Raw genomic sequence first — 26,258 nt, 5'->3', positions numbered from 1 at the left:
AACAAAATTTGTATTTACATAAAATTAACATTACCTTTCAAATGCTTAAAAAATAATTTGGTTAATTAATCCAAAGTATTAAGCCTGCGTTTTACAATTCTATATTAAGCTTATCTGTTTTTAGTGATTGCCTATTATAGATTGGATTTTCTAAAATCACATAAAGGAGTAAAGCAATGAATATTTATGTTGGAAATTTATCATCTGAAGTAACAGATGCTGACTTAGAAAATATTTTTAGCAATTACGGCAAAGTCAGTAGTGTAAAAATTATTCGTGATATGTTCACTCAAGAATCTAAAGGATTTGGATTTATTGAAATGAACAACAGAAGTGAAGCTGAAAAAGCAATAGAACAATTAAATACCTATGAAATAAAGGGGAAAAAGATTGTTGTAAACGAAGCTCGTCCAAGACGCGATAGAAAAAGTAGGGGACGAAGATAAAATTTAATGAAAGAGGCTGTTAACAGACTAATCAATAAATCAGCCTCTTTTTTATAATGTCACCTCACAAAAAAATTCTTAATTGTCTCAACAACATAATTAATTTGCTCACTTGAAAGCTCAGGATAAATTGGTAATGCTAAAGAAGTTTCTGCTGCTGTATTTGCAACTGGGAAATCATTATCATCATACTTAAGATAATTAAAGCATTCCTGACGATGAAATGGAACAGGATAATAAATTTCACATCCAATTTCTTTCTTTTTCAAATAATCCATTAATTCATTTCTTCTTTGAACACGAATTACAAATTGATTATAAATGTGATAATTCTTCACACCTGAATTTTTGTAAACAGCTTTTGGAAGTAAAACTCTATTCTTTTCATCAAATGAAATTTTCCCTTCTTCTTCAGCAAGATTTGAATCAATAAATAATTTTGTATACAAAGTGGCATTTTGTCTTCTCTTTTCTGACCACATATCAAGATGAGGCAACTTAACTCTTAACACAGCAGCTTGAAGTGTATCCAATCTAAAATTTCCCCCAACATATTTGTGATAGTACTTGGGCTCCATTCCATGAACACGCATAATTTTCATTTTATGATAATATTCTTCGTTATTTGTTACAATAATACCACCATCTCCAAACCCTCCTAAATTTTTACTCGGGAAAAAAGAGAAACATCCAGCATCTCCAATTGTGCCAACAAATTTTCCATCCTTATATTGAGTGCCAATTGCCTGTGCAGCATCTTCAATAATTTTCAAATTATACTTTTCTGCAATTTCTAATATCTCATCCATTTCTGCACTTTGACCAAATAGATGAACAGGAATTATAGCTTTTGTTTTTGATGTGATTTTCTTTTTTAAATCGGAAGGATTAATGTTAAATGTAACAGGGTCAATATCTGTAAAAACTGGAACTGCATTTAATCTTGCAACAACACCAGCAGTTGCAAAAAATGAATAAGTTGGCACAATCACTTCATCACCAGCTTTTATATCAAGTGCCATTAAAGCTAACAACAATGCATCAGTTCCAGATGAAACTCCGACAGCATATTTACAATTCAGATACTTACAAATTTCTTCTTCAAGCAAAGCAACATCAGGACCCATGATAAAGTATTGAGAATCAATTACTCTTTGAACAGCCTCATCAATTTCTTTTTTAATTGACTGATATTGTGGTTTTAAATCCAGCAAAGGAACTTTCATAAATTTACCTCCACTACAATTCCATTTTGAAGTTGATATTTTTTATTTGATTTTTTACAAAAAGCAAAACCATTATTATCAAACACTAATTTTTCTCCTGCTTCGCTCATCCATCCAACTATTCTTGCAGGATTACCAACAACCAAAGCATAATCAGGAACATCTTTTGTTACAACTGCACCAGCTCCAACGAATGCAAATCTTCCAATTGTAATGCCGCACAAAATTGTGCAATTTGCACCAAGTGTTGCACCGTACTTTACAAGAGTTTTAATGTAATGTTCACTCCCTTTTTGAGGATATTTGCTTCTGGGATTAATAATATTTGTAAACACCATTGAAGGTCCACAAAAAACATAATCTTCAAGTGTTACACCTTCATAAACAGAAACATTATTTTGTATTTTAACATAATCACCTATTGTAACATTATTTCCAATATTAACATTCTGACCCAAGACACAGTATTTGCCAATTTTTGCCCCAGATTGAATGTGTGTGAAATGCCAGATTTTAGTTCCTTCTCCAATTTCTACATTATCATCAATGTATGCGGATTCATGTTTGAAGTATTTCATAGTTTCTATTGATTTATTTTTATTTTATACTAATAAATAAATTGACAGTTAAACTTAATCAGACTGCCTTGTAATAGCAAATCTGAACTAATTGAATTTCTTCCGTAAAATTAATGAAATAAAAAAGTTTTTATTATTTATTTGAATTAATATAAATTTGCTTTCATTATAAAGTTATTAATCAATATAAGGTTAATATTATGAACTTAACAGCATCAGTTCAAAAACTCAAAGAAGGTTTTCATCCATCATTCTGGGTTGCAAATGGAATGGAACTATTTGAAAGGCTTGCCTATTATGGACAGGCAACAATATTAAGCATTTTTTTAAGAGACCACCTAAAATTCAGTGAATTGCAAGCTGGGCAGCTTTCATCAATTTTTGGAGGATTAATTTATTTACTCCCAATTTTTGCTGGTGCATTAGCAGATAAGTTTGGATTCAAGAAGGCATTTTCATTTGCATTTGGCGTTTTAGCAATAGGATATTTTTTAATTGGTTCAACTGGGATGAATATTTTTTCAGGTATCTATTCTAATATAGATTTATACTGGCTTCTTGCAGTAATTTTAATTTTCACAGCAATTGGCGGCTCATTCATTAAACCAAGTGTATTAGGAACCGTAGCTTTAAGTACTACCAACGAAACAAAATCACTTGGATATGCAATTTATTATTGGCTTGTTAATATTGGAGCGGCTATTGGTCCCCTTCTTGCATTTTTTGTTAGAGATATTTTTGGAATTGAATTCGTATATTTAGTTTCTGCAATCAGCTGTGGATTAATGTTTTTAACAACAAGAATTTTTTACAAAAATCCTCCAGCTCAGTCAGAAAATTCTAAGCAGGAATTAAAAACTGTGATTATTAATTTATTCAAAGTATTGAGAAATTTTAGATTCATCACATTTCTTTTAATATTTGGATTATACTGGGTCTTATTTTGGCAATTTTTTATTGTTATTCCATTCTATATTTCAGATTATATTTCATCTCAGGCTCCAATAGAATTAATTTTATCTACTGGGGCATGGACTATTATTTTGTTTCAAATTCCTGTTAACAGATTAACAAAAAACATTTCAACTCAAAAAGCAATTATTATTGGTTTTATACTTGCAACTACTTCTTGGATAATTTGGTTTTTTATTTTACCATTAACAAATGGCAATTTCATTGATTTATTTGGGACAAAAATTCCAATGGGCATTCCTGTAATTGTTCTTGGAATTTTTATTTTTTCAATTGGAGAGCAGACTCAAGCACCAAGATTTTATGAATATGTTGCAGATTTAGCACCAAAGGGTCAAGCAGCACTTTTTCAAGGATATGCATTCTTGCCAATTGCAATTGCATGGGGTTTCGGTGGTGCTTTTGGTGGCTGGGTATATCAAACTTTTTCTACTATAAAACATCAACCACAAATTATTTTTCTAATTATGGCAGGAATTGGATTACTTGCAACAATATTAATGCTCATTTATAATAAACTGGCTATAAAAGCTTCAAAAAAAATTGAACAAGTTTAATCAATGAAATAATTTTTTGAAAAAAATTTTTTGATAATATTAGAATAAACTCAGCTGCCGTTCATTACTTACAACAGCTGCTTCATGGTCTAAAAGCCATTTTTTTCGCCAGATTCCAGCAGCATAACCTGTTAAACTCTTATCAGAACCAATTACTCTATGACAGGGAATGATTATTGCAATTTTATTTTCTCCATTTGCTCTTGCTACTGCTCTAATAGATTTTTCATTTCCCAACATTTGAGATAATTCAAGATATGATTTTGTTTTGCCGTAAGGAATTTTTAATACTTCATTCCATACTTTTTTTTGAAATTCAGTTCCTGAGGGATTAAGCTTCAAATCAAATTCTCTCAGCTCTCCTTTGAAATATAAGTCAAGTTGTTCAAGACATTTTTCTAATGGTTCATTAATCAACATTGGTTCCAATTCTATTCCATCCATTTCAAGAATAAAGTAGAGAGTTGTAATGGAATCTTCATCAGCAGTAATTCTAATTTTACCAATAGGAGAATCATAATATGCAATATATTTGTTTGTCATATTGTTCTCGTTGGTAAAATTTGTAAATAGTTTTAATTCGCAAGCAAAATACTAAAAAGAGATTTATTGGTAAATTCTTTTTAAAATTTCAACAATTTTTTCTTTGAGGAGCGGTTTTGATATGAAATCAGTAAATCCTGCTGCTATAAAATTATCTCTTGCTCCAGGCTGCATATAAGCTGTTGAGGCAATCATAGGAACATTTTTATAACCAGGGATTTTTTGAATTATCCTTAATGCATCAAGACCGTTATATTCACCTTGAAGATTTATATCAATAATCAAAAAATCAAATCTCTTTGTTTTTAATAGTGGCATAGCTGCTTCCAAACTCGGAGCAACCTCTATGCTTTTTAGTTCTTTCATTTGGCTTTTAAATAAAATCTGTGAATCAATCTGGTCCTCTAAATACAAACAGGAAAGCTGAGATAAATCCAATTCTTTTTGCACTTTTTCTTTTGGTTTTTCAATTTTTTCAGCTGCTTGTATTACTGGTTTTTGTTCTGATATAACAGGTTTTTCAAGGTCGATACCAATATTTTCTTTCAAAACAAATTTTTTCGGAAATACTAAAGCAAATTCATAATCATTCCCATCTTTTTTTATAGTTTCAATATTTATGGAAAGTAGTTCAATTAATTTTTTAGCTAATCTCATTGAAAATCTTGAAAAGCCGTAATTCCTTCGACTTGTTGTTTCTTCTTCAGAAAATACTTCTGTCATTCCTTTTAATAACAAAGGATTAATAGAATTTTTTGTATCTCTAATTGCAATTACTAAGTTATTAATATCTCTTTCATAAGTAGAAATAAATAAACTAGTTTCCTTTGTAATGCTTAAAGCAAATTTTATTATTAATCCAATTAATGTAATGAATTTTTGCTTATCGCTTTCAAATTCTAACTGAGATGAAATTTTATCAAAAATTATTTCCTTTTTATTCGATTCTATTTCTTTAATCAGATTATTTTTAATTTCCTCTAATATTGCTGCAAGATTAATTTGCTCGGGTTTTAATTTAACAGCTTTTTGAAGTAAACCTGAATACTCAATAGCATTATCCATAATTTGCATTAGAATTTTCTGGTTATCTTTAATAATATCAATAGCTTCCTTTTGTTCATTTGAAGGAGAACCTATGCTTTCCCATAATTCTTGAGTAAACCCAATAATTACATTTAATGGAGTTAATATTTCATGGAACATACTTGAAAGAAAAGCAGAATCAATTCCAGCAGCTGGTTCACCTAATTGTTTTATTTCTTGCTCCCTTGCTGGCTCCTCTATTATCTTAATTAAAATTGAATAACTTTCTATTTCTCCCTGATAGTTTTTTATTGGCACAGCAATGAAATTTGCTTTACTAAAATCTCCGGATTGTCTCTTTAAGTTTACTTCAAGTGTAATTGGTTTTAGAATTCCAGAATGAAAAATACTTTTATTAACCTTTGCTCTATCTTCATCAGATACGAGGCTAATAAGCGGTCTTGACTCTAATTCTTTTTTAGAATAACCAATTTTTCTAGGTACATTATCATTAATATCAATTATAAACCCATCTCTATCTGTAGTAATAATTAGATCGCTTGTATTTTCATAAACACTTTGAAAAAGCTGAATTCTTTTCTTTTCTTCATATTCTTTGGTAACATCTCTAACTATGTTGAGATGAGCTTTTTTATTTTTATAATCGATTGGGATTCGATTAATATTTATTAATATCGAAGACCCATCACTTCTTTTGTGTCTCCAAGGACCTGACAAAGAGATTGAAGTTTTGCTTTCGCTGCTTTGTATTAATGTTTGAATATCTTCTGGAGCAAATAAATCTGTTAAATCCATATTAAGAAATTCATTTCGCTTATAACCATACAACTTTAATGCAGAATCATTCACTTCAAGAAATTTTAAATTCTCTAAATCATAAATGTACATTGCCTCAGAAATATTTTGCATTAAGGAATCTATTACATTGGGTTGTTGTGCAGGAGAAATCTCACTTACTTCTTTTTTGATAAATAATATAATTGTGCCTGATAAGATTCCTTCTGAAAATATTTTTTGAGCTGTAATTTCTGAACTATGTTTTTCATCATTACTAAATTTGTATTGAAATTTCAAAGCATTTTTTTGAGGTGATAAAATATAATTATGAATCTGTTCAGTAAAATCTTTGGGAAATATTTGTAATAAAGTTTTATTCAATATATCTGATTTGACTTCGAAAAATGATAAAAAACTATCACTAAATGAGGCAATAACATTATCTGGATTTAAGAATAAAGCAGGGACAGGTAAATTTTTAATTAATAAGTCACCAATGAAATTTTCAGAAGGTTTAACTTTCCTTTCAGTTTCTTGTGAGAAACCGATAATAGCTACAACTTTATTTTCAAGGTCACATATAGGAAATTGAATTATGCTAATATTTCTATTTGAGCTGCTTGTAACCGGGGTACTTCCTTCGATAATTACAGCATTAGATGAATTTAAAATGTAATTATTTATGTTATGATAAAGAGGCACTAAATATTTTGGCAGGTAATCTTCTTCTCTTTTATTTTCGAGTTGTGATGAAGTAAAACCAAGCGAGGAGGCATATTTTTCATTAATCAATATAAATTTACCAGCAGGGTCTTTTAACCAGAAAAATTCATCAATTTCATTTATTTCTTTCTGAATTTTTGCTTTTTCAATGAAAGTGAATGGAAAGGTTAATTTAATTCTGTTAATTATGGAATGTATTTTTTTATCGCTGCAAATTTTTTCAATTTCAGAAGTTGCAATAAAAAATTTATCAACATTTTGTTTATAATCAGTTTGCTCTTGTTCTAAAATATCAACATAAAAATAAATGTTGCTTTCGCTTTTAAGAGGTGAAAATACAAACTCATAAGTAATTTTTGTATCACCTGTTTTGATTTCAACAAAATCTCTTCCTGTTATCTCATACTTGCGAGCATCCAAAAATATTCTTTGAAGTGATATTACAGTTTCTTCGTCAAATAAATCAAAAAGATTTTTTTGAGGGACAGCATCAGGAATAATCTTTCTGATTGCTGGATTTAATGCAATTATCTTTCCATTCTTATCTATTATCATATTCAAAAGTTCTTTATGAACTTTTGATGATGTTTTGCTATGTCTCAATTCTTCCATTCTAAAAACCAATCAAGGTATTGAAATATAAATTGTATTGGAATATGGTGTATAAATTCTGTTAGCTAATTTTTGTCGTACTCTGTAATAATAAGTTTTGCCGGATTGAACATTACTATCATTAAATGTAGTTGCGTCGGCTTCGATTGTGCTGATTTCATTAAATTTACCATCACTGCCAATCTTTCTTTCGATTATTGTTCCTTTGGCTATTTGCAATTTATCATTATTTGTCCACTGCAATATTACTCCTGATGAATAATATCCAGTAAGATTTGTTGGACCTTCTACATCGGTATAAAATGTTGATATTGATGCTTCATTTGAATATCCACTTATTGAATTTGAGGTAAAATATGCTACTCTGTATTTATACGCTGTGCTTGGTTGAACATTACTGTCTTCATATTCAGTTTGATTTGGAGCTGCAATATCAATTACTTCCCAGTTATTTGTATAAGGATTTGTCCTTTCAATTTTAAATCCGAGTTCATTTACAGCAAAGTCGTTCCATTTCAAAATTACTAAACTTGCACCAATGGCTTCTGCTTGAAGATTCCATTGTCCGCCAGGCAAACTTGAAGTTCCAACTTCATTGCTAAAATCTGAAGTGCCCGTATCATTAAAAGCTCTTACTTTATAAAAATAATCTACAAATGGAGAAATTCCGTCGTCAATTGTGCTGATTGTATTCGCAGGAAGAGTTTTAATTTTTCTATAAGTTCCTCCTCCGCCATCTTTACGCCATAGTTCAAAACCTTTTTCATTATTCGAATTATCATTCCATAATAATGTTGCTGAATAATCACTTGTTTTTTTAATTATCAAGTTTGAAGGGGCAGCTGGAGGTTTATCCTTGACATAAATATTTTCTTGAACTTTGCTTTCCTTAGCTTTACCGGCTTTATTGTATACTTTTATAAAATATTTAATTCTGCTTCCTAATAATGTAGAATCAATTTCAAGATAAATTTTAGGATTGGTGCCGTCATCATTTTGAACATATTTTTTTGTGAATTTATCATTTACATAAACTTCATAAAATGATAAACCTTGTCCACCTGTTCCATCTGCTGCTTTATAATCAACCTCATTCTTTCCAATCATTACAGAATCACCAGTAACAGGTTTTATAATTTCTATTGTAGGTGTTGCACTTTGTGATGAATCAGTTAAAGGCTCAACACAGCTAATAAAAATCATTGCAACAAAAAACAAAGCAGCCAATATGTGCATTGTCTTATTTTGTATAAAAATATTTTGAAGAAAATCTTTCATAGCATTTTATTTTAACTAAAATTTCTTTCAATATTCAATCTACGTTTTCAAAATCTATAAGTAAAGAGCGAGTTTCGTGCGGCTCCATTTTATCGAGATAAAAATTAATAACTTGTCCATCTTTGCTTATTTCGTATTTGGGAATTGGAGTATTAATGATATCTGTAGAAATATCAATGTTCTTAACTTTTTTGTTCAGATTTACTTCAACAACAAGATTTTCTGCTTTTATGTCGCTTGGATTAGTGAATTCAACAGAAATTCTTCTTTTGCTTCTTGCTTCGTATCGAATTTCTACTTGCTGACGTTTTTTCCACCATGATTGAAGTTCTGAAAGTGTAGTTATCCACATTTTTTTACTTTTTGCATATCTTAAAATATCTCTCACAACCGAAATATAATCAGGTTGTAGTTGATATTCTGTATGAACTTTGAAAACATATAATCCGCCTTCAAATAAAATTCTATCAACATCTTCCTCATAAGTATATCTTTGAAAATCAACATTCGTAAGCCCATATTTTTTGACTACTTCATAATCATCTCTTGCAGTTTTAGTAATTATCATAATTTGTTTATTATTTCTTACTCTCATTTCCGGAACAGACCTATCAGTAAGAGAATCAGTTACAAGAAAATCAATATTATATGCTGCCATAGCTTGAAGTGTATTATCATTATAATAACCATACAATGGCATAATAGCTTTAACTTCTTTACCAGAAATTTTTTGCAAAGTATCTTTGGCAATCTTTAAGTTTAGAAATTGAGTTTCTTTATTAAAAAGTTCGTTCACTGTATCTTCTGGTGATTCTATGTAACCGATATCAACTATAGCACCAATATCCCCAAGTTTAGCCAGTGATTTTATAAGATTAGCATTTTTAGCAGCTAAATTTGGGTCAACAAAAAATGTTGCAGGAAATTGCTTCAAATCAATTATGTTTTTTAGAAGATTTATATTACTAATATTTTGTGTTAAAGTTGGAATAAAGATTAATGCAGCATCATAATCAAGGGGCCAATCTTTTACATAGGCAGTAGGCTGATAAGTTAACCAGTTCAAAGAATTATTAAATAATTTTTCGAAGTAAACAAAATCTTTTTGAACTCCTAAAACTGAATTCAATTCAAATCCAAACCAGACAAATCTTCCCTTTCCATAAGTTCCGTATGCAATTCCAGCACTTTTTTGAATTTCTTCTCGAACCAATCCCGCTTCTCTTCTGAAATCATACCAGAAACTAACTTGAGTTGTGCGAGGTTCGAGAACTTCAGCATAAATTGGTCTATCCCATGTTGCAATTTTAAGAGCATAACCTGTAGGTATTCCAGCAGTAAGTGGTAAATTTCCTCTTAGTGTATGGACTTTATAAGTTTCCTCTGGTTTAATTTCTTTATTGAATTTTAAGCCAAATACTTCTGTGAAAAAATCCCAGCCGCGCCATTTGCCCTCGTCAGAATAAGTTGCTGGTCCACCAGTTACAAATAAACTCCCACCATTTTCTAAATATTTTTTTAACTGAACAAGTTGTTTATCGCTCAAAGATTTGGAGCCTGGAAGAACAATTAATTTGTAATCTAAGTGTTCACCTAATTCAATTACTTGGTCGGAAATAATATCATAATTCATTTTGGAATTTTTAATAAATCTTTTCCAAGTATCAATATTATCTTTAAGCCAAGTGCTGCCGGCAGGCAACATATTTTCTGTGTATTGAGAATAGAGAATTGCAACTTTTTTAGTTTTTAAATCACCGCTGATTAATTTTAAGTTTTCTTTGGTAGGTAGTATTTCTTTTAGTTCATAACTTCCATAAATATTTTTTACAATAAGCAAAAAAACGAGTATTCCTGTAATAAGAAGGACAAGACCACTTAAAAAGATTATCAAATAATTAACTCTCAAACCTCTGTTTTCAATTACCGCCACCTAAGATTATCCTCTTGTTTTTTCTCTTGTTTAACAGGTTCTTCATAACCTTCACCTGTATACCTAACAAATTTTCTTTTTGGAGAAAAGCGTTCTGCCACTGAACCTGAAATTTGTTCATCTGTTCTGCGTTGAAATTCTTCACCTTGATATTGACGAGGAGATGAGCCAACAAAGGTTGGGCGCAGTTCAGGACCTTTTGATTCTTCTTGTTCATAAGGAGAAGGTCTCTGATATTCATAGCCAAATTCTTGTTGAGGTTGAACAACTTCATAGGTTCTTCTACCAGGAGCTGCGGCTCTTTGTTCTGCTCCTAACGGAGCGGGTGCAATTAATTCTGCAGGTATAGCAGCTGGTTGTGGAGCCTGAGCTGTTATTCCTTTTCTTTCTCTCACTTTATATAGAATATATGCACCTACTGCCAGAATAAATGTCGAAACTGTGGCAACGAGAATTATTAATGATAATATTGGAATTAATTCCATTTTTCTACCTCATAAAATATTACTTAAATGCTTTGATACCTTGTGTTGATTCTAAAGCCGGTGTTCCTATTCTTTCTAATTTTCCCCATGTCATTCTGATTCCTATAAATTCTTCTATAGTTGCCATTGCTTTTGTTACATCTATCAGCAAAATAAAAAATATCCTGTAAATAATTGCAAATGGGACCAAGCGAAATTCTTCTCTTTCAGCTGCTACACAATATACTGCAGACATTAAATCGAGAACTGCTATACCAACCCACCATAAAAACAAAGTAATATGAATTCCATAAATCAATGCAATAATTATGAAGTAAAGATTAACAAAGATATTCATTGCGGGCCAGATTAAAGCTTCATAAAACATTGACCATAAGATAAAACTATTCCCAAAGTTAAGTGTTGGATTATATAAATATCTTTTATGTTTTCGAATTGCCTGCAAAATTCCACGCGTCCAGCGGTATCTTTGTTTCAAGAGCTGATAAATTGTAGCCGGTGCTTCTGTATAAGCTATAGCATTAGGCTCATAAATAATTTTCCAGCCCTTAGCAAGTATTTTAAGTGTTATATCTGCATCTTCTGCATAAGTATCGCTTGAATAAAAGCCAGCATCCCGTAATGCTGTTTTTCGAAAAACTCCAATTGGTCCTGGAATTATATTCACCATCTGTAAAAATCCCTGTGCACTTCTTGCTAGATTTAATCCTTCTAAATATTCAAGCGCCTGTAAATCTGTTAAAATTTTTTTTCTATTTTGGACTTTTACATTGCCGGCTACAGCTCCAACAGTCGGGTCAACAAAATGTCTCATAGCTGCTCGTAAAGTATCAGGTGTTAATTGAGAATCTCCATCCATGCATAAAACAAATTGTGCTTCAGAATATTGAATGCCTGCATTTAATGCTTTAGCCTTTCCACCATTTGGTTTATTGATTAAAGAAATTTTTACCAAACTTGTTTTTCCTTTATGGTAGCCTACTAGTGATTCCCCAACTTCAGCTGTATTATCAGTTGAGCCATCATTAACTATAATAATTTCATAATTAGGATAATCAAGATTAAGAAGTGATTCAATTGAATTCTTTAATATTTTCCCTTCATTATAAACTGGGACAATAATCGATACAAATGGATAATAACCTGGCTTGCTAAGAACCGTATATCTTGTATTATAAAAATATGCCATAAACAAAATTCCAAAATATCTAAACAAAAGCACAAACAAGAAAATAACAAGTGAAACTATGGATGAATAAACAAATAATCCGCTCCAGGTCAAAATAGTAAGAGGCATTGTTACAATAATTGTGATAATCAATAATACAGACAAAAAACCAGATACAATTATAGTTCTTAATTTTTCCTTAGCTTCGTTTCTCTTTGGAGGTTTTAGCTCACGATTATCTAAGGCAATCTGATATTTTAATAAATCTTTGTCCATAAAAAATCTATTATTAGCATAGATTAATAAACAAAACAAGTGCCAGCTAAAAAACTTTTATTTCACTCAATTTTCAAATAAAAAGATTTTCTTATTATCTCAACAAAATACACATTAAGCTAAGCTGCCTCATATTCATACAATTGGCAGTTGAATATAATTGATTATTTAAACTATTGCAAGGAAATAAGTTATTAGAAGAACTTAAAAGATTGGTGTAAGTGAATGAAATTAGTTCGTAAGTGAATAATGATAATATTTACAAATTTATTTTTCTTTATTGAATGCATCCATTATTGCATCAAAAAGAAGTTGAGCTACTCTTTTGCCGCCAGTTTGAGTAAAATGAGAAAAATCTTTCAATGCCATTGGAGGATTTGAATTGACCCACTCACTCATTGAATTCTGACCACCCATTGCTTCCCATAAATTCCAGAATGCAATTTTTGATTTATCAACAATTCGTTTTTGTGCTGAAAGTAAAAGTGATACATCTGGATTAGTAATAAACTTATTCCCAATTTTCATTGTCTTGTCACCAACTCCAACCAGTATTATACCTGCATTTGGAAAACATTTTCTTAAGTAATCTATAACTGAAATCATTTTATTTTCATAATAATTAAAGATTTCTTTGTTTGGTGCATTAACATTTGCACCATATGTTAAGATGATTAATGAGTATTCAGAATATTTTTTAAAATCTTTCAATACATTTTCAGAAATATTTAACAAAGATACACCTGAATTTCCTGGCATTGGGAAATTATCAACATAAACACCGTTTCCACTTTCTAAACTAACTCCAAAAATGTATGGAGCTTTGCCGGAAATAAATTTCATTTCAAAAGATTTTCCAGCAACATTCAAATCTATTCTTAATTCTTTGAGAGAATTTCCTTCTTCTAAACTTACATCAACAGCTTTACCGTTATTAATTCTGTATTGAATAACAGAATTCTTTGCATTGCTGTAATAAATTTTAACTATATTAAAACTATTTGTAGATTTTAGATTATCTGTGGTTTCATATTTAACCCAGCTGTTGACTTTAGGAATTGCAACGGCTCCGCTTATACCAAGAGGTAAATTATCTGGATTTCTTGTTATAATTGATGCATAAGTCCAATCATCAGAATAAGAATGATTGATGCTTGTTCTCATTTTAATGTCATTCGATACAATCGATAAATATCCAATTCCTTTGCCACCAAATTTTTCTTGAAAATATTCTCTTAAATATTCTGTAATAATATCACCTTGAATTAAAGAGTCGCCATAATGTGCAATTCTAATAACTTGATTTTTAGAATTCTTTAGTGCATTAAAAAAATATTTCAGTTGTTCTACATTCCCGCTCAGTGGGACAAATTTACCTAATGTTTTTTGTGACGATACAAATGTGTTATCTGTATTTTCTTCTGCATCAAAAATTTTAAAATAGTAATTATCAATTGCATAAGTGTTCAGTGAGATTAGAATTAATATTACGACAATTAAGAATTTATTCAACATATAAACCCTTTCTGTTTAGAAAATAAATTAAAAAATATTCCAGTATAATGAAAAAGATGTTGAAAACGATTGATAGACAGAATCGAAACGATAGCTATTGGAAAAACCCACTCTTCCGTTAACATTCAAATTCTTTATAGGACTATAAGTCGCATCGATAAAATATTCGCTCACAAAAAAATCAATTGCAGGTACATAACCAATTTTTCCAAATAAATTTAATTTCAACCCGCTTTTATGAAGCCATTTATATTCACCCCAGAGACTGTGAGAAATAAAATTTTGGGGAGAATAGTATAAAGAAGAAACGTAAGCAAAATCTGCAAAGTAGTATTCATATCCAATAATACCGTTCTCAAAAAATTTTCTTCCAACTCTCAAGAGCAAATCATTGCCTTCATTTTTATCTGACACATTATAATAACTATAATTAATTATAAACTGCAGCTGATTGTTATGAAGATAAGAGGCATTAATTCTGTAGAGCTCAGCTTTCAATCTTGTATTCATTAGATAAGGTGAATACAAAATTAATCTTGCATCGTTATTTTCATAATATCCACTCAACAATAATTCGTCCTGTTTTTCATATTTAATAGTGGCAGTTCCAATATTTTTATTTTTTTCTCCAAGAATATTTAAGATTCCATAGCTAAGCGAAGCTGATAAATTTTTTATTATGTATAATGATAAAATTCCTTTTAATGCATTAAAATCTTTTGTAACAATTTTATTGTTAATTCTTACGTTTTGATATGAACCGCCAAGACTTAAAAATCCAATAAATCCTCCATCCATGTTTAAGCCATAACTCCATAATCTAAAACTTTGATTATCACCATAAAAATTTGAAAATGGCGATAAGCCAATATTCGTCGGGATTAAAATATTTTTAATAACATAAATTCCTTTTTTAAAACCATAAGGCGGAATCCAGCTTAACCGCTGCTTAATAATTTTTATATCTGATGTATCTTTAGTCACCTCAAGCAAATCATCATAAATATCCTCAGCTTTACCCCATCTGTTCTGCATTGCATATGCATCTGCAAGATATAATCTTTGCTGATTTATTTTTTTTATCATTGCTTCATCATCAATCTTTTTCAATAATTCATTAAATATTTTTTCTGCACGGTCTAATTCTTTTGTTTTTATGTAAGAGCTTCCTAATGTGATTAGTTTTTCATCAAGAAGACTTAGTTCTTCCGGTGTTTTTAGACTATCTTTCAGTGATTGATAAATTGAATCAGCTTTGCCAGGTAATCCCACAATGCTAAATGCATTTGCTAAATCCATTTTTGAATTAATATCGATTGAATCAATTCTGCTTAATTTTTCTAATTCTTCAACTGCTTTTAAGCTATCTTTGTTAAGGAAATAAGCATTAGCTCGTTGGAGTGCAATTTTAAAATCAAATTCTTCTGAAAGCAGTTTATCATATATTTCAATTGTTTTGGGATAATCTTCTGCGCATGTTAAAATATTTGCATATTCGATTAATTCATCTCTCGATGGTCCAGTTCTTTTAGAAAAATATTCTTCATATTTAGTTCTTGCATCACTACAATTTCCTTCCATAAAAAGTTTTTCAGCTTCAGCACGAATTTCAAATACTTTTATTTCTTCATAAGCAGATAAATGAAGTTCATAATTACTTTCTGCACTAACAACTTCTGGATTATTTGGGTCAATTTCTTTTGCAATGTCAAGGTACTTTTTTGCTTCCGGAAAATTCTTTTTCCATGCATACAAAGACACAAGCGACAAATATGCAGGCAATTCTTTAGGTCTACTTTTAATTACATTCAATAAATATTTTTCTGCAAGGTCTAAATCAAGAACTGTCCACACTGCAATTTGAGCTCTTAATAATTGATAATCTAAATTTTCCGGGTCAAGTTCCAAAAGTTTGTTAATTTGTGCAATTGCTTTTTCCCACTCATAATTCCATGCACAATATTTTGCATATAAGAACCTTACATCAAGATCTTCATTTTCAGGTTTATCTTTAAGATATTCAGTTAATACTTCAATTGCATTATCATAATAAAGAAGATTTGCATAAGTTTGAGCGAGTTTAATAACAGCTTCTTTGTTATTAGGATTTTCTTTTAGCATTCCCGTATAAAGTTCGATATTTGAGTTGTAAGTGCTGTCACGATACGCAGTTACTTTTTGATAAAGAGATTTAAATTCCTCATCATCAGCATATTTGTTTTGAAGATATTGAAGCTGCTGGAATGCTTCTTCATATCGATTGGCTGAGATTAATTCCTTAATTAAAGCAAATCTAATTTTATCGTCATTTGGATTTCGTTTTAACTCTCTATAATATCTATCGATTGGATAAACATATTCAAAAGACCTTGGTTGATATTGAAGCAAATATGCCTGATTTCTTGTTATATCCAATCCGTCCTGAGCTTCCTTAAAAAAAGGTTTTATATCAAGTGCTTTTTGAAAAGCATTTTCTGCAATTTTATACTTCCCTAACCAAAGTGTAAAATAACCATAACGGCTCCATAATCTCCAATCGTCAGGATATCGTTCTACATATTTTTTCAAAATTCTTTCACCTTTTGTGATTGAACCAGTTTTAGCAAGAATTTCTGTATATCTAATTATTTCATCTGGCGAGGCATTATCATCCCTTTTCAAATATTCATCATACCATTGTTCGGCATTATCCCACTCTTCAAGCCATCTGTAAGCTTTGCCAATTTCAAGATAATTGAATGGATAATTTGGGTCGATTGCAATGTCTCTTTTATGCCCTTCAATTTTTTGATAAAGCTGTTGATGCCAAACTGCAATAACTCGATTCAAATCTATTTTTATTTGTTCATTTTTGGGGTCAAGTCTTTCAGCCCTTCTTAAATCAAGCACTGCATATTGATATTGTATTGTTTTTTCATAACAAAGTCCTCTAAGATGATAACCTTCAGCAAGTTGAGGATTTGCAGAAATAAATTTGTTTAACTGGTCAATTGCTTCGCCGTATCTTCCTTCCTTCATCAAAAATTGAGCTTGACGCTTTAAACCATCAGATTTTATTTGAGGATATAAAATTGATGTGATTAAGAATAAAGATGTAAAAAATATTTTAACACGGTAAATCATTACCCTATAAATTTATTTAAAGGCTGATAAGCATGCGTTGATGAAGTCTCTGCTGATAAAACATATTCCATCATCGATTCAGCATTTTCAAATCTTTCATCAATAGTTGTATTAAAGATTGTAATGTAATCAAGAACCGCAGTTAAGTATGCAGGATCGCTGCTTGGTAAATTATTCTGAACATTTGTAATTAAATCAACAACGCTTTTCAAACTCCCCTTTACTAATAACACAAGAATTTTATTTTCTATGACACAAATTTTATCTCTTTTACTTGTTGATAATCTTACAGCATTTTGCAATTGATTAATTGATAGTAACCCTCTTACTTGTGCAACTGGGTCTAATCTTATTGAAACGAGATTAAATGTTTGTCCTGTGCTTTTATAAAGAGCAATTTGATTGTTAAGTATTAATAAGAAATCTTGATAGTTATAGACATTAGAAAATGCATAAGGTTCAGATGGGATTTCAACTTTAGTTGGTGCAGTGAAATTTCTTGTTTTTGTTTTAGTATAAATATTATCATATTCTTCAGTTGGATAAGTTTCTTTTGTAAATTCTGTAGTTACACCTTTATTTGGAACAATTCTATATTCTGAACTAAACTCACCTTCTGTATGCCCGACATTAGGCGTAATTGTTACAATTCCTCCATGAAATCTTTCTTTGCCTGATTCTTTTTTCAACTGAATTAATCCAGTTACGAATTGTGATAATCCTTCAACAATTGAATGAGCTTTTTGAGTAGCTGGTTCACTAATTATAAATAAACTTGTGATATCTCTTTCTTCAATTGATTCAATTGTATGGAGAAATGTGTTTCTTAAATAATCCAGATTTTTAAAACCAACAAAAGGAGTAATTTCATCAAAAATAATTCTTGTTGGATTATATTGATTTATAACTGTAATTATATCATTGAAATATTCTACAAGATAATCATCAGGGTTATACATATCATAAATTTCATTCGGTGGGGCTACTCTAACTACAATTATTAAATTTTGGTTCATGTAAGATTGAATATCAAAATTAATTGAAGCTGCTTGAATCATTAAATCTTTAGGACGCATGATAGTAAAATAAACACATGTCTCTCCGCTTCTTGCATTTTCAAGTGCGAACTGCAAACCGATTAATGTTCTGCCGGATTTTCTTGGACCAATTAATAAATAACTTCCTCCCCTGTAAACACCGCCCCAATTTTTATCAATAAAAGAAAATCCTGACGGAACTTTTTTAACAGAACTGAGCATGGCAAATCCTAATTTTTTTAATAATAGCCAATTAACATGCCACTAAAAATATCAATTATATTCTAAAAATGAATATAGAATAAAATAATTTTTCTTAAAATGAAATTTCTGCTCCATTTTAATACATTCAATTTCTCATATTACCAAAAACAAAAATTGCTGTAGCATTTGAAGTAATTGTTGGTTCGTTTGTAATATAATCATATCTATCATCTCTGTAATAAATATCATCTGTTTGAAATAATGAAAATGTATCGGTTCCTTCAAATTGAATTTTAAAATCATTTAATAACTTTTTAGGAACTGGACCTGCAGCCAATCCTCCAGGCAATTGTTTTTTGAAGTATGAAATTTGATGATGAAAATTTTTAGTGTAATTTTTTCCATAACCAAATATAAAACTTATTCCCCAAGGATTTCTTCCCAAAATAAAATCTCTTTGATAAACTGCCAGAGTGTCAAAAAAAGAATCGTTTGTTAATTTTTTCCATAAAATATTTTGCAGAGTTATACCAAGCAATGTATTATTACTCCCCCAGTTTAATGATGACGCAATACCAAAAACATTACTGTTTTTATTTTTATTAAATTCTTCAAGATTTTTTTTCAGAAGTTCTGCATATCGATTGTCATATTTTGCAAGTTTGTAATGAACCAGTGGATTAATATCGCCCCAGCTCCACCAAAAATTATTTTTTGCAGAATCAGCATAATTTACTGCATCATTATAATAGTTTTTATTATTTGTTGAAATAAATAATTCAATAGCTGCGAGTGCCAATTTGCCATTAAAATCTGTATCGACATACATCCCAGTACCGCTGCTATCAACATCAGGAACATTATTTCGAATTGTGTAAAAATGTTTGGCTGTATTTAAACATTTATCAGCAAATTCATAATACTGAAATTTTTCTTTCCATATTCTTGAAGCAAGAGCCAAAGCAGCAGAGTAAATTCCGATTAAATTTTTTCCTATTCCCAAAAATGCTGGTCTGTCAAAACCAAATTGATCATCTTCTGGCATTCTCCATTCAGATTCATGGTCTTTCAAATCCTGTACTTGAGTTACGAATTTTTTCCCTTCATAATTGCATCTTAAAAGCCAATCAAGACCCACTTTAGCTTCTTCGAGAATATCAGGCAAACCATTTTTATCTTTATCAAATCCAAATTTTTCCGGATTAAATTCATAGGAAAACAAAAGCATGTAAGTAGTAAAAGCAGTTGTATTTAGAAATTTTATATAATCACCTGCATCATGCCATCCACCTGTTACATCAATACTTTTGTTCAATACATTTTTCCCATCAATTATATTAGTTGCATCAGCAATATGACATACATCATGAAGTAGTGGATTTGTATAGCCGCATCTCTGAACTTTTAAAAATTCTAAAAGAGAAGGAGCAACATCATTAAAAACATTTTTCCTAATTCTGAATGAATAAGATTTTATTTTCTCAATGATAATTTCATACTCGCCTTCAGTTCTTAAATTAGAAAAATCAATTTTATAAACATACAGGAAGATGCCATAATTTTTTGGCACCAATTGTAAGGAAGTTTTGAATACTATTTTATCATTATTTATTTCTTTAACAATTGCTTCTTTGCCATCAAGTTTAACTTTTGAAAGAACAATTGCAGTTTTTATATCATCAGGTAAAAATCCAATTTGATTTAACCGAATGTAAAAATCTGTTTCTGCATTAAGTTTATTTGAACATGAAGGAATAAGATCAATTAAGATAATCAAGAAAGAAATAATAGTTTTTAAGCTCATCAAATTTTTTAATTTTATTCGATACTAAAATAATTCTTTTGTTTGAAAGATAAATGAGCATCATATTTAAATTCAGCAAAAAAGAAATTAGCTTATCAAAAAATTTTTGAAATCATTTCCCTTGCGTTTCAATAACTTCATTTTTTTCTTTAATTGGGAAATTAGTGCCAAATACATAATCCCATGTTGGTTGACTTACACCAAATCCTTTGGTTGAATCTTTGTAATGATGTTTCATATGGTGATTTTTAATTGCAAGCCAAAATTTGTTATGGATATTGGAATGATGAACTGCATAGTGTGTCATATCGTAAAATAAATATCCAACTAAAAATCCAGCAAAGAAAGGATTAACATTTCTTTCGCCTAAAAGATTAACAAACAAAATAAAAAACAATGCAGCAAGAGGCAGACTTACAGACGGCGGCATTACAAGTCTTTTTGAATCTTTTGGATAATCATGATGAACTCCGTGAATTATAAAATGAATTCTTTTACCCCAATCACTTTTAGGTTGATAATGAAATACAAATCTATGCAAAGTATATTCAGTGAATGTCCATATAACAATTCCAATGATGAACCATTTAATAAATTCATAAAATGTAAATGAATAAATGAAAAAAGTTCGATAAGAGAAAAATAAAATTACGGGAACATAAATCCACAAAGGTACAGACCAGTGCACTCTTGAAAGAGCTTCGAGAATATCATTTTCAAACATGCGAACAGTTTCATCTTTATTAGAAATGTAATTTTTTGGCATAAATCCTCCCTCTTAATTTTCCATAAATAACAATAAACAATATCATAAAATTCAACTCGTGAATCGATAAATAAAATTACTTTATAAAAGAAAAGGCTGCTTTAAGTGCAGCCTTTTCGGAGAAATATTCATTTGAATTATTCTATCATGAAAAATATGTTAAATGACAGGCATAAATTGCAAGTCCCACAACTGCCAGAAAAAATAATAATCCCAAAGAAAAAATTAATTTATTCAAATTATCCCCTTTCATTTACTTCATTAATAACATTTTCTTAGAAGCAATAAAATTATCTGCAACAAGTCTGTAAATATAAATTCCACTTGTTACATTATTGCCTGAATTATCTGTTCCATCCCATACAATCCAGTAATGTCCTGCATTTTGATTTTCTGAAATAAGTGTTTTAATCTCTCTGCCGAGAATATCGAATATCTTCAAAGTTACATAAGACTTAGCCGGCAAAGTATATTTAATTGTTGTAGATGGATTAAATGGATTAGGATAATTTTGTTCAAGAGAAAATTCTTTTGCTATAATTTTATTTTCTTCAACACTTGTTATTGAACTTACAGTAAATTCATTTTTATATGAATAATCAGATTTTTCTCCATTACTTGTTTTCGATTGAACTCTCCAATAATATTTGCCAGGTTTTAATCCTTCAACTGTATAGCTTGTTGAATGAATATTTTTAATAACAATAGGATTACTCAAATCTTCATTCGTAGATAATTCTAAATCATATTTTAATGGAGAGTTACTTTGTGCTGGAACTATCCATGATAAACTTACATTAGAAGAATTTAACTCTGCCCCAAGAATTGGATTAGCTGGCAGCACTACAACTGGTAATGCCCCTGGTGAAACTGTAAATTGAGCTACAGAAGAAAAATTAGAAACATTGGAAGGATTCGAGGCTAATCTTGAACGCACTTGCCAGTAATAAGTAGTTCCGGGAGTTAAACCAGTTAAATTATATTGATTAGTAATCAACCATCCTGATTGGCCACCTAATGGTGATGAAGTATTAACAAGAACTCCAGAACTTAATGTTGGGTCTGATGACCATATTACTTGATATTCTAAAGCACTTGTTGAATAAGCTGTCCATTGTAAAGTTGGACTTTGTGTGTATACAACAGTTGATGATGTAGGATAAGTTGGAGTTGGTATTACCGCATAATTACCTGAAGTTACAGTTGCACTTGCATCAACATCAAAAGATTGAGTATACCATGTTCCACCACCGTTAATTCTTACTCGCCACCAGTAAGTTGTTCCTGCTGTCAATGGACTTGTAGTATATTCATAACCAGGAATTCCTACTTCATTTATTTCTGGGGATGGAAAAGTTGGTCCGCTATCATCAACTTGTAAATCAAAAGTTACCCCAGGTAAATGAATTCCAAGAAACCAATAAAGTGTTGGTGTCAATGAGTAAACGACAGTTCCAGTTGTTGGGTATGTCTGATAAACTGGAACACTAGCAAATGATGCATAATAAATTGCAAAACTTTCTTCAGAACTTGTTGTGTATGTTGTAAAGCTGTTATCCTGTGATACATCTATTACGTAATAATAAGTTGTTGCTAAATTAAATCCTGAAAGAACAATAAAATTATTTAATGTTGTTATACTTGTATTTGGATAAGGTCCACCAGAAGTTGTTCCCCACCTAACTCTGCAATAATTAGGTGCATTATTGTAATTATTATTTAAAGTCCAGTAAATAGTTGGATAAACCGAATAAATTATTACTCCATTAGTTGGATACAGTGGAATTGCTGTAGGTGGTCCTGGAATTATAAATGTCCAAACAGATGAAATGCTTACAAGTGTATTATTATTTGTGTAAGATTTTACTCTCCAGTAATAAGTTCCAGCTGGCAGTGAGCTAATAGTGAATTGAAAATTATAATCAGTTTGACTGCTAAGTGAAGTTGGAAAACCTGCTACTGGACTCGAAAAATTGTTGTTATCATCAACTTCAACAGAATATTTCAATCCTTGATATGGAGCCAGCCATTGAAACTTTATTACATTACCACTTATAATTGTTGCATCAATTGGACTTTGTAAAATTGGTTTCCCCTGTGGTATAGTGCTAAATTTTGCTATGCTTGATGACTGCTCTGAACCTAATGTTGCAGTAATTCTCCAATAATAAATAGTTCCATTATCTAAAGCATCAATATCACTTAATGTAAATGGAGATGTCACTGATTGTGGACCAAAAACGATTTGTGTAAATGCCAAGTCTGTTGCAATTTCAATTGTATATGTAGGTGAACCAGCTCCAGACCAGCTCCACGTAAATTGGGGTGTTATTGAAATTCCTGATGAATTATTTGCAGGTGTTAATAAAGTCGGATTGGGCATAGTTGTAGTTGTAAAAGTATAATAGTTCGGTGCACTCGATGGTTCAACAACATTTGGACCATCTACATCATAAATTCTCCAATAATAAGTTGTATTGTAATTTAAATTGGATTGCCCCAATAATGAATTAATTAAATCCGACGCATTAAATGTATAACTTGTTGCACCATTTGACAAGTTTACATCCAAAACTAAATCACCAGCATTAAATGCTGTTGTTGTTGAAACCTGCAAATGTGTTGTTGGAAGTACTGTTACAGCATTAAAAGAAAAATTCGGTGTAACTGAAACACCTGTTGAATTATTAGTTGGAGTTTCGCCATATAACCACGAAAAGCTATATATAAAAAGTAAAGCAATTAAAAATTTTTTCATTTCTCACCCTCATTATTGAATTATATTAAGGGGTATCAAAATATGATACCCCGTTATTGCATTATGAAAAATATGTAACATGGCAAGCATAGAGAGCTAAACCAATTACCGCCAGAAAAAACAAAAGCATTAATGAAGCTGCTAATTTTTTCATATCAACCTCACTCTCTATGCTTATTTAATTAATAACATCTTTTTAGATGAAGAATATTTTCCAGAAATCAATTTATAAATATAAAAACCTGATGATACTTTTCTTCCAAAATTATCATCTCCATTCCATTGAATTTCATATGTTCCTTTTGAATATTCATTATTAATCAATGTTTTAATTTCATTTCCCAATACATCATAGATCTTTAATGTTACAATTCCAGATTCTTGCAAAGTAAATTTAATTATAGTTGATGGATTGAATGGATTTGGATAATTCTGGAATAATTCAAATTCATTTGGTAAAGTCGTTTCTGAAACACTCACAACACTTCCTGTGCTGAATACTGCAGGTGCAGAATAATCTGAGACTTCGCCTTTATCTGTTTTCGAAGCAACTCTCCAATAATAAACTTTATTCTTTTCCAATCCCTCCAGTGTAACACTGTTTGAAGTTAATCCAGTTATTTTATGTGCATTTATAAATTGTTTATTATCTGCATATTCAAAATCATAAGTTAATTTACTTTCACTTGGGACTGGTATTATCCAGGATATAGTTACATTCGTTGCATTTACTGGATAACCATTAATTGGGCTTCCTGCTAAAGGCACAACACTCGAAGCTCCTGGTGATACTGTGAAATATCCAAGTGATGACCAAGCAGATTCAGTCAAAGATGGAAGTTCTCTTGCTTTAACCTGCCAGTAATATGTAGCTCCCGGTGTTAATCCAGTTAATACAAATGATGTTCCATTTATCCATGGTGTTGATGCAATAGGCACAATTGGATTGTCCAGAACACCTGCTGTTGTTGATGGGTCTGTAGAATAAATTACCTTAAACTGCAATGGATTAGAATGAGTTAATGACCAAGTTAATGTTGGATTTGTTACAAATACAACAGAACCTGAAACAGGACTTGTTAATGTTGGAACAGGAACAGTTGCAGTATTATTTACTGATGTTGGATAAACAAAACTTGCAGGAGTTGATGGAGAACCAAAACTATTTAATGCAAATCCTCCGCTAACACGCCAATAATAAGTTCCGCCCAGTGTTGGATTAAGGGTTGTCAAATCTGAAGAAGTTAATGTATAAGAAGTTGAAGGAATATTATTGACAGTTAAATTAACACTACCAAAACCTGGGTCGTCATCAATTTCTAATTTGAAATATAATAATGGAGCATAAACATTTGTATACCAATAAAATGTTGGATAAGCATCTACTGTTGCACCTAAAATTGGATAACTTGGATAACAAACAAGAAAAGTTTGACTTCCATATACAACAAAACTTTGTTCATCAGAGTAAGCTGATTCACTTGTTCCATCGCTTGATGCAACTTTCCAGTAATAAGTTTGACCAGGAGTTAAAGCTGTTGGTATTGTTGTAAACCAATTCGGATTACCAGTATCAAAATAGCCTTCTGTTGCATTTGTAGTTCCTAAACTAACTGTATATGAGCCCGAAGTAGTACTATATTTTACTCGATAGCTCGTAACTTTTGAATTGTAACTCAATAAATACCAATAAAGATTTGGCGGATTGTTATAAATACTAATTCCATTTATTGGATAAGAGGCAATTGGTTTGGGTAAACCTGCAATGCTAAATTTCCAAACATTGGAATAATTAATAATAACGCCGCCTAAAGTTTTTGATGTTACTCTCCACCAATAATCAGTTCCAGTATTGAATATTGATGTATTAAGAGTAACATAAGTATTAGTTGTTGTTGTAGTTGCTGCTGCTACAAGATTTTGCATATCAGAAGTAGTAGAAACTTCTAATGTATACTGTATTCCTATGGTTCCAGAATACCAAGAAAATGTTATTAATTGGTCTCCAATAACAGCATTATTTAGTGGATTAGTAAGATAAGGAACTGCAGGTGGAATTGTAGTAAAACTCCATGGTGTTGTTGGATACCATGTAGTTCCTCCATCATCACTCACCTGCCAATAATATGTGACAGAATTTGTCAAAGGTGTTGTATTTGTAAATGAGTTAGCTGCTGGTGATATATTATAAACTGTAGGAGAACTCATACTTGCATTGATATCAAATCTAATTCGATCTGCAGTAGAGCTCCATGTCCATGAAAACGTATGAATCACACCAACCCCAACTGCTCCATCAGCAGGATCGGGATTAGTAGGTTGCGCATATATAAAAGTGCTCAGTATTAAAATAAATGTAATAAATAATTTTTTCATACACCCTCCTTTCGGGTTATTTATTTTATTAAACTCGGCTGGTTCTCAATTAGA

At 30.6% G+C, this 26,258-nt stretch carries 17 protein-coding genes; 2 read left to right on the top strand and 15 right to left on the bottom strand.

What is annotated here, in order from left to right; translation table 11 throughout:
• Positions 1 to 176 precede the first annotated feature (176 nt).
• The gene (gene rbp / locus AC27L2_RS08715) at positions 177 to 446 is read left to right on the top strand and encodes an RNA-binding regulator (RefSeq protein ID WP_487211382.1); all 270 of its coding nucleotides are present in this window, start codon (positions 177 to 179) and stop codon (positions 444 to 446) included.
• 59 nt (positions 447 to 505) lie between these two features.
• Here the strand turns inward: rbp and AC27L2_RS08710 are convergent, their stop codons facing one another.
• Together AC27L2_RS08710 and AC27L2_RS08705 are read right to left on the bottom strand one after the other, a co-directional pair.
• Positions 506 to 1,672 (bottom strand): DegT/DnrJ/EryC1/StrS family aminotransferase, encoded by a 1,167-nt coding sequence (locus AC27L2_RS08710; protein WP_487211381.1) that lies wholly within the window; start codon positions 1,670 to 1,672, stop codon positions 506 to 508.
• Positions 1,669 to 2,250: an acyltransferase gene (locus tag AC27L2_RS08705; protein WP_487211380.1), complete on the bottom strand. Its 582-nt coding sequence runs from the start codon at positions 2,248 to 2,250 to the stop codon at positions 1,669 to 1,671. Before AC27L2_RS08705 ends, AC27L2_RS08710 begins: the two co-directional genes overlap by 4 nt.
• A 200-nt stretch (positions 2,251 to 2,450) precedes the next feature.
• On the opposite strand from AC27L2_RS08705, the gene AC27L2_RS08700 reads away from it, so the two are divergent.
• Positions 2,451 to 3,779 (top strand): MFS transporter, encoded by a 1,329-nt coding sequence (locus tag AC27L2_RS08700; protein ID WP_487211379.1) that lies wholly within the window; start codon positions 2,451 to 2,453, stop codon positions 3,777 to 3,779.
• 39 nt (positions 3,780 to 3,818) lie between these two features.
• Here AC27L2_RS08700 and AC27L2_RS08695 read toward each other — a convergent pair whose 3' ends face one another.
• The 13 genes from AC27L2_RS08695 to AC27L2_RS08635 all read right to left on the bottom strand — a co-directional run bounded on the left by AC27L2_RS08695 (position 3,819) and on the right by AC27L2_RS08635 (position 26,204).
• Positions 3,819 to 4,322 (bottom strand): methylated-DNA--[protein]-cysteine S-methyltransferase, encoded by a 504-nt coding sequence (locus tag AC27L2_RS08695; protein ID WP_487211378.1) that lies wholly within the window; start codon positions 4,320 to 4,322, stop codon positions 3,819 to 3,821.
• A gap of 63 nt (positions 4,323 to 4,385) precedes the next feature.
• Positions 4,386 to 7,481 carry a PAS domain S-box protein gene (locus AC27L2_RS08690; protein WP_487211377.1) on the bottom strand — a complete coding sequence of 1,032 codons (3,096 nt, stop codon included), beginning with the start codon at positions 7,479 to 7,481 and terminating at the stop codon, positions 4,386 to 4,388.
• A gap of 12 nt (positions 7,482 to 7,493) precedes the next feature.
• A complete protein-coding gene (locus AC27L2_RS08685; protein WP_487211376.1) occupies positions 7,494 to 8,759 on the bottom strand; it encodes a fibronectin type III domain-containing protein in 1,266 nt (421 codons plus the stop codon).
• A 34-nt stretch (positions 8,760 to 8,793) separates the two neighbouring features.
• On the bottom strand, positions 8,794 to 10,692 hold the full coding sequence (locus AC27L2_RS08680; RefSeq protein WP_487211375.1) for a hypothetical protein: 1,899 nt from the start codon (positions 10,690 to 10,692) through the stop codon (positions 8,794 to 8,796).
• Positions 10,683 to 11,177 (bottom strand): hypothetical protein, encoded by a 495-nt coding sequence (locus tag AC27L2_RS08675; RefSeq protein ID WP_487211374.1) that lies wholly within the window; start codon positions 11,175 to 11,177, stop codon positions 10,683 to 10,685. The genes AC27L2_RS08680 and AC27L2_RS08675 overlap by 10 nt, the downstream gene beginning before the upstream one ends.
• Before the next feature lie 19 nt (positions 11,178 to 11,196).
• Positions 11,197 to 12,621, bottom strand: a complete 1,425-nt coding sequence (locus AC27L2_RS08670) for a glycosyltransferase family 2 protein (RefSeq protein ID WP_487211373.1) — start codon at positions 12,619 to 12,621, stop codon at positions 11,197 to 11,199.
• A 267-nt stretch (positions 12,622 to 12,888) separates the two neighbouring features.
• Positions 12,889 to 14,136: an SGNH/GDSL hydrolase family protein gene (locus AC27L2_RS08665; RefSeq protein ID WP_487211372.1), complete on the bottom strand. Its 1,248-nt coding sequence runs from the start codon at positions 14,134 to 14,136 to the stop codon at positions 12,889 to 12,891.
• A gap of 27 nt (positions 14,137 to 14,163) precedes the next feature.
• Entirely contained in the window at positions 14,164 to 17,259 is a 3,096-nt protein-coding gene (locus AC27L2_RS08660) for a hypothetical protein (RefSeq protein ID WP_487211371.1), read from the bottom strand.
• Positions 17,259 to 18,518, bottom strand: a complete 1,260-nt coding sequence (locus tag AC27L2_RS08655) for an RAD55 family ATPase (protein ID WP_487211370.1) — start codon at positions 18,516 to 18,518, stop codon at positions 17,259 to 17,261. The genes AC27L2_RS08660 and AC27L2_RS08655 overlap by 1 nt, the downstream gene beginning before the upstream one ends.
• 127 nt (positions 18,519 to 18,645) lie before the next feature.
• A complete protein-coding gene (locus tag AC27L2_RS08650) occupies positions 18,646 to 20,304 on the bottom strand; it encodes a glycoside hydrolase family 9 protein (RefSeq protein WP_487211369.1) in 1,659 nt (552 codons plus the stop codon).
• Between the two features lie 112 nt (positions 20,305 to 20,416).
• Positions 20,417 to 21,070, bottom strand: coding sequence for a sterol desaturase family protein (locus tag AC27L2_RS08645; RefSeq protein ID WP_487211368.1), 654 nt, complete (start codon positions 21,068 to 21,070; stop codon positions 20,417 to 20,419).
• 253 nt (positions 21,071 to 21,323) lie between these two features.
• Positions 21,324 to 23,828 carry a fibronectin type III domain-containing protein gene (locus AC27L2_RS08640; RefSeq protein WP_487211367.1) on the bottom strand — a complete coding sequence of 835 codons (2,505 nt, stop codon included), beginning with the start codon at positions 23,826 to 23,828 and terminating at the stop codon, positions 21,324 to 21,326.
• A 174-nt stretch (positions 23,829 to 24,002) separates the two neighbouring features.
• Positions 24,003 to 26,204, bottom strand: coding sequence for a glycoside hydrolase family 78 protein (locus AC27L2_RS08635; RefSeq protein WP_487211366.1), 2,202 nt, complete (start codon positions 26,202 to 26,204; stop codon positions 24,003 to 24,005).
• Between the last annotated feature and the right edge of the window lie 54 nt (positions 26,205 to 26,258).

This window comes from Rosettibacter sp. KY25 (assembly GCF_057554405.1).
This window is presented reverse-complemented; position numbering and strand designations above follow the sequence as displayed.

Excerpts from the sequence above, each read along its gene's own strand:
- rbp (WP_487211382.1), top strand. The coding sequence starts at position 177 with ATGAATATTTATGTTGGAAATTTATCATCTGAAGTAACAGATGCTGAC.
- AC27L2_RS08710 (WP_487211381.1), bottom strand. The coding sequence starts at position 1,672 with ATGAAAGTTCCTTTGCTGGATTTAAAACCACAATATCAGTCAATTAAA.
- AC27L2_RS08705 (WP_487211380.1), bottom strand. The coding sequence starts at position 2,250 with ATGAAATACTTCAAACATGAATCCGCATACATTGATGATAATGTAGAA.
- AC27L2_RS08700 (WP_487211379.1), top strand. The coding sequence starts at position 2,451 with ATGAACTTAACAGCATCAGTTCAAAAACTCAAAGAAGGTTTTCATCCA.
- AC27L2_RS08695 (WP_487211378.1), bottom strand. The coding sequence starts at position 4,322 with ATGACAAACAAATATATTGCATATTATGATTCTCCTATTGGTAAAATT.
- AC27L2_RS08690 (WP_487211377.1), bottom strand. The coding sequence starts at position 7,481 with ATGGAAGAATTGAGACATAGCAAAACATCATCAAAAGTTCATAAAGAA.
- AC27L2_RS08685 (WP_487211376.1), bottom strand. The coding sequence starts at position 8,759 with ATGAAAGATTTTCTTCAAAATATTTTTATACAAAATAAGACAATGCAC.
- AC27L2_RS08675 (WP_487211374.1), bottom strand. The coding sequence starts at position 11,177 with ATGGAATTAATTCCAATATTATCATTAATAATTCTCGTTGCCACAGTT.
- AC27L2_RS08670 (WP_487211373.1), bottom strand. The coding sequence starts at position 12,621 with ATGGACAAAGATTTATTAAAATATCAGATTGCCTTAGATAATCGTGAG.
- AC27L2_RS08665 (WP_487211372.1), bottom strand. The coding sequence starts at position 14,136 with ATGTTGAATAAATTCTTAATTGTCGTAATATTAATTCTAATCTCACTG.
- AC27L2_RS08660 (WP_487211371.1), bottom strand. The coding sequence starts at position 17,259 with ATGATTTACCGTGTTAAAATATTTTTTACATCTTTATTCTTAATCACA.
- AC27L2_RS08655 (WP_487211370.1), bottom strand. The coding sequence starts at position 18,518 with ATGCTCAGTTCTGTTAAAAAAGTTCCGTCAGGATTTTCTTTTATTGAT.
- AC27L2_RS08650 (WP_487211369.1), bottom strand. The coding sequence starts at position 20,304 with ATGAGCTTAAAAACTATTATTTCTTTCTTGATTATCTTAATTGATCTT.
- AC27L2_RS08645 (WP_487211368.1), bottom strand. The coding sequence starts at position 21,070 with ATGCCAAAAAATTACATTTCTAATAAAGATGAAACTGTTCGCATGTTT.
- AC27L2_RS08640 (WP_487211367.1), bottom strand. The coding sequence starts at position 23,828 with ATGAAAAAATTTTTAATTGCTTTACTTTTTATATATAGCTTTTCGTGG.
- AC27L2_RS08635 (WP_487211366.1), bottom strand. The coding sequence starts at position 26,204 with ATGAAAAAATTATTTATTACATTTATTTTAATACTGAGCACTTTTATA.